Origin of the sequence: Sphingopyxis sp. H115, assembly GCF_001468465.1 — a bacterium.
Classification (GTDB): Bacteria; Pseudomonadota; Alphaproteobacteria; order Sphingomonadales; family Sphingomonadaceae; genus Sphingopyxis.
The window spans coordinates 1-5000 of the sequence record NZ_LNSA01000041.1; the positions used below are offsets into that span (position 1 = coordinate 1).

Sequence of the window (5000 nt, forward strand, 5' to 3'; positions counted from 1 at the left end):
CAAGAAAACGGGAACCCGTCGCCCGCGCCGTCGTCGTCGCGCCCGATCGACTTCCGCCTGCCGCCCGCCGAGGATCTGGGCGACCTTAAATTCTATCGCATACCCTTTCGTGTCGACGTGTCGGCGAAGGGGCAGAAACAGGTCGCGCTGCTCGCGAAGGACAAGGTCGCGGTCGAGCAGCTTTATGCCGGCACGCTCTATGACAATGGATCGCCGCAGCCGCTGGTGATGCGGCTGCGCGTACAGAATCGCGAATCGGACGGGCTCGGCCTCGCGCTTCCGGCCGGCACCACCGCGGTGTTCGAAACGGTCGCGGGTCGCCGCCTTCTCGTCGGTGAGGCGCCGATCGGCGACAAGGCGAAGGACGAGCGCGTCGATTATGATATCGGCCGCAGTCCGGCGGTCCAGTTTCGCGCGCTGGTCAAGGATCGCGACGCCAAGGGCGAATATCAGATCTGGGAGGTCACGCTGACCAATTCGCGGCCCTTCGATGCCGAAATCGAAATGCTGATTCCCTTCGCGCTCGATCCCGAGCCGGCAGGATGGGAACGGCGCGGGTCGAGCTGGGTCTGGCGCGTGCGCGTGCCGGCGAACGACAGCCTGATCCAGACGTTTCGGCAGAAGCTGAAGAACGGGTGAGCCGCGCGGCGGGCCGCGAGCGATTCGCGGGTATGCTTGCGGTGGTGACGCTGGCCGGCATTTTATCTCCGGCGCGGGCAGATGATTCGCCGGCGGTGGTGCGGTCGACCGCGATCGACGATGTGGCGGTCACCATCTATCGCGCGCCGAACCGGTCGTCGGGCGGTATCGATCCCGACTGGCCCGAAGGTTTCGCCTTCATCAGCGAGACGCGCACGATCCGCCTGCCCGCCGGAACCGCGGCGGTACGATTCGAAGGGGTTGCCGAGGGGCTGCTGCCCGAGACCGCCGTGATCGGGGGGCTGCCCGGCGGTGTGATCGAAAAGAATCGCGATGCCCGGCTTCTTTCGCCCGGCGGGTTGGTCGATGCCTATCTGAAGCGCCGCGTCACGCTGCAACGCACCGACCGGGCGACGGGCAAGGTGCGGCGGCAGGACGCGATTCTTCAGGCCGGCCCCGACGGCGGGGTGCTGGTGCGGACCGCCGAGGGCTATGAGGCGCTCGGCTGTTCGGGGCTGCCCGAACGAATGAGCTATGGCGGCGTGCCGAAAGACCTGTCGGCGAAGCCGACGCTGTCGGTGCTGGTGGCGAGCGACCGGCCGCAGACGGTGACCGTGCAGCTTCTCTATCTGGCCGAAGGGTTCGACTGGGCGGCGAGCTATGTTGCCGATCACCGGCCCGACGGCGGGACGCTTGGCATAACGGGCTGGATCACCGTCGCCAACGGCGGCGCGACAAGCTTTTCGGGCGCGCAGCTCAATGTGATAGCGGGCCGGCTCGAAAAGCAGCGAGGGGCGGAACTTTCTGAGAGCGATGCCGAGCCGCTGCGACTCACATGCTGGCCGATGGATATCACCAGCACGCATCCCTTGTGGGCGCTGCCCGACGTGGTTCCGGTCCGCGGATCGCAGGGTGGCTATCAGCGCGGCTATGGCGACGAGATTCTCGTCATGGCACCGCCGCGTGTACCCGAATTGTCGATGTATTCGCCGGTTGCCGTGTCGGTGATCAATCCGGAGCATCTCGCGAAGCAGGAGGACCTGGGCGATCTCAAACAATATCGGCTGCCCTTTCGCACCGACGTCGCGGCGAAGCAGCAAAAGCAGGTTGCGCTGTTGGCGCGGGACCGCGTGGTCTATGACCATCTGTATACGGCCTATGTCGGCAATCCCGGCCGGGGCGATTTTCGCGCTGCGGGCGTCATGATGCGGATGTGGAATCGCAAGGCCGACGGACTCGGGCTTGCCTTGCCCGCCGGCGAGGTCGCGATTTTCGATACGGTGCGCGGCGACCGCCTGCTGCTTGGCGAAGTCGCGACGGCGGACAAGGCGGTCGACGAGCGAATCGATCTGGGCATCGGGGAAAGCAGCGGCGTCCTGTATCGCGTCGTCCAGACGACCGATCGCGACGGCAAGCGGCGCGACTGGCAGGTGACGATCAGCAACGATCGGCCCGCCGAGGCGGAAGTCGAACTGGAGCTTCCCTTCGCGCTCGATCCCGTGCCCGAGGGCGCGGAGCAGCGGGGGCGCAGCTGGTTCTGGCGCGTGCGCGTGCCCGCGAACGATCGCCTCGCGCTCGCCTTTGTCGAAAAGGACGTGCGCGACTGATCCGGATCAGGCGGGCGGCAGGGCGCGCGGGCGATGATTCTCGTCGAGCGCGACAAAGGTGAAGAGCCCGCCCGTCACCTTTTCCTCGGTCCGGCCGCCGTCGCGCGTCGCGATTACCTCGATTCGGATGCCCATCGAAGTGCGCCCGCGCCGCTCGAGCGTCGCATAGACCGAGATGATGTCGCGCAGCAGGATGGGCGCGATGAACTCCATCGATTCGATCGCCACCGTCGCGACGGCGCCCTGCGCTTCGCGCCCGGCGACGATGCCGCCCGCGATATCCATCTGCGAGAGGACCCAGCCGCCGAAGATATGGCCGTTGGCGTTGATGTCGGCGGGGCGGGGGACGACGCGAAGGATCGGGTCGCGCGGGCAATCGGCTTCGGTTTTATCGTTCATTTTTCATATCCGGATCGTCTTCGAAAGGATCTTCGATCGCCTCGTCATGGCCGCTGCCGCTCGACAGGAAGACGAGGCCCATCAGCGCGGCGCCGAGCAGGACCGAAAGGCCGACGCCGGCGGCGGTCGCGATGATCATATGGATGGTCAGCTGGTCGCCCATCGAGACGCGAAGCCAGCTGAGCGCGCCGACCACGGCGAGCAGCGACACCAGCGCCATGCCTTTCATCAGGCGGCGATAGCGCGCCCAGGCGACCTTCGATGTGTCGCCGTCGTCGAGCGGGGAGCGTTTGACCATGGGCGCTTCCATGGACCAGCCGGCGGGCAAGGCCAAGCGCGAATGGGATGCGCCCGCCCGTTTCGGCTTTGCCGCGAATCATGATAGGCTTTGCCTTCCAGAGAATCAGCATGGGAGCGGCATGGAATGACGATCGGAGCGATCCTGCACGGGCGCACGGGCCCCATAATTTCGGCGCGCAAGGACGACACGGTTCGCGCGGTGCTCGACCTGCTCGCCCAGCATCGCATCGGCGCGGTGCCGGTGATGGAAGGCGAGGCGATCGTCGGCATTTTTTCCGAACGCGACCTCGTCCGGCTGATGTCGTCCTATGGGCCCGAGGCGCTCGACCGCCAGCTCGACGAAGTGATGACCAAATCGCCGATCACTTGTGATTCGCGAACCGCTGTCATCGGGGCTCTGTCGCAGATGACGCAGCGCCGCATCCGGCACCTTCCCGTCGTCGACGACGGGCGACTCGTCGGATTCGTGTCGATCGGCGACCTCGTCAAATATCGCATCGACAAGATCGAGGCCGAAGCCTCGGCGATGCGCGACTATATCGCCTCCTGATTCGGCACCTCTTCGGCCGGAGGACGGCGGCGCAGCACCAGCCGGACCATCTCGTCGATCGCGTCGCGTTCGAGCAGCCAGAGCAGCGCGCCATATAAGGCGACGCCGAGCGCGACGAGCGCAGCGAGCCGTACTGGCGCGGCAAGGCCGAGCGGCGCAATCGCCTGGGCCGCGAAACCGACGCCGATCGCCATCACGAGCGCGGGCGCGAGTCCCGGAAGCATCGCCCGCGCGATGTCCCACAGGGTCACGCCGATTAGCGGAGCCGACAGGCGCGCGGTCGCGAGCAGCAGGAGCGGCGCTGCGACCAGCCAGGCCCAGGCCATGCCGATCAGGCCCCACTCGGCACCGACCAGAAAGGCGACGGGGAAGAGGACCGCCCCGCTCATCGCGGTGAACATCGAAATCGACGGCTTGCCGAGCGCGTTGGTGACGGGTGCGAAAAGAATCTGTACCGTCATCATGATCAGCGCGAGCGACAGCAGCTGGATGTAGGGCACCATCCCCAGCCATTTCGCGCCGAAGAGCGTTTCGACCATCGGTGCCGCGACCACCGCGAGCCCGCAGTAAAAGGGTGCGGCGACGAGCATCAATACGCGCACCGTCTTGAGGAAGCTCCAGCGCACCGCCGCCATTTCGGTCTTGATTCGCGCATAGGCCGGAAAGGCGACCTCGTTCAGCGGCGGCACGAACTTTGCCATGAAGATCTGCGCGAGGAACAGCGCCTCGGCGTAAAGGCCGAGCGCATGCGGCTCGAATCGACCGCCGGCGATGAAAATGTCCGACTGGCTTTGCACCAGCCAGAATAGCTGGCTGAAGAGGACCGCCGATCCGAACCCGATGATCTGGCCGCAGCCCTTGAAGTTGAAGCTCGGCCAGACGAGCAGCCGCGCGACGAGCGTTAGTCCGATCGCACGCGTCCAAAACATCGCGAGCGGCGCATAGACAAGCGTCCACACTCCGTAGCCCGCGAGCGCGCACGCAAGCGCGGTACTCGCACCCGCGAGCGCGGCGACCAGGTTAACGACCGCCTGGCGCCGGAAATCGAGCGCGCGGCTCATCATCACTTCGGGGAGCGCGATAAAGGGCGTCGCGAGAAACAGCAGCGCCTGCACGCGAAGCAGGTCGGCGACCATCGGTTGCCCATAATAGGCCGCGGCGATCGGGGCGCCGAAGAACTGGATCGCGGCAAGCAAGCCGTTGAGGAGGAGGAGGAGGCCGAAGGCCTGCCTGATTCGGAACGGGTCGATCGAATCGGATTGCACCAATGCGCTCGCGAATCCCCAGCCGTTCAGGAAGGCGAGGAAGGCGAGGACCACCTGGGTCATCGCAAAAAGCCCATAATCCGACGGATCGAGCAAGCGAATCACGAGCAAAGTCGATGCCCAGGTGATGATCTGCGCGAGAATCTGGCTTCCCGAACGCCAGATAACCGCGCTCCTCACACGGCTTCCAAAGGCCTCCTTGCTCTCGCCGTCGAGGGTAGAGCCCTTGAATTCCGCGCT

General features: G+C 65.8%; 5 protein-coding genes and 1 pseudogene (1 of these 6 running past the window's edge). 3 read left to right on the forward strand and 3 right to left on the reverse strand.

The features are described 5' to 3' along the window. Together ATE71_RS19765 and ATE71_RS19770 are read left to right on the forward strand one after the other, a co-directional pair. Positions 1-639 (forward strand): annotated as a pseudogene (locus tag ATE71_RS19765) (hypothetical protein); the annotation flags it as partial. Beyond that, positions 636-2246, forward strand: a complete 1611-nt coding sequence (locus ATE71_RS19770) for a DUF4139 domain-containing protein (RefSeq protein WP_235588086.1) — start codon at positions 636-638, stop codon at positions 2244-2246. The pseudogene ATE71_RS19765 and the gene ATE71_RS19770, both read left to right, overlap by 4 nt. Before the next feature lie 6 nt (positions 2247-2252). Here ATE71_RS19770 and ATE71_RS19775 read toward each other — a convergent pair whose 3' ends face one another. After that, positions 2253-2645 (reverse strand): acyl-CoA thioesterase, encoded by a 393-nt coding sequence (locus ATE71_RS19775; protein ID WP_058805061.1) that lies wholly within the window; start codon positions 2643-2645, stop codon positions 2253-2255. Beyond that, complete coding sequence (locus ATE71_RS19780) at positions 2635-2943, reverse strand: hypothetical protein (protein ID WP_058805086.1); 309 nt, start codon at positions 2941-2943, stop codon at positions 2635-2637. The genes ATE71_RS19775 and ATE71_RS19780 overlap by 11 nt, the downstream gene beginning before the upstream one ends. Positions 2944-3069: 126 nt before the next feature. On the opposite strand from ATE71_RS19780, the gene ATE71_RS19785 reads away from it, so the two are divergent. Then, positions 3070-3495, forward strand: a complete 426-nt coding sequence (locus ATE71_RS19785; RefSeq protein WP_058805062.1) for a CBS domain-containing protein — start codon at positions 3070-3072, stop codon at positions 3493-3495. Here the strand turns inward: ATE71_RS19785 and ATE71_RS19790 are convergent. Further along, positions 3480-5000, reverse strand: the 3' portion of a protein-coding gene (locus ATE71_RS19790) for a lipopolysaccharide biosynthesis protein (RefSeq protein ID WP_058805063.1). It continues 12 nt past the right edge of the window; the window shows 1521 of its 1533 coding nt (coding positions 13-1533); the start codon falls outside the window, past its right edge; the stop codon is at positions 3480-3482. The genes ATE71_RS19785 and ATE71_RS19790 overlap by 16 nt on opposite strands.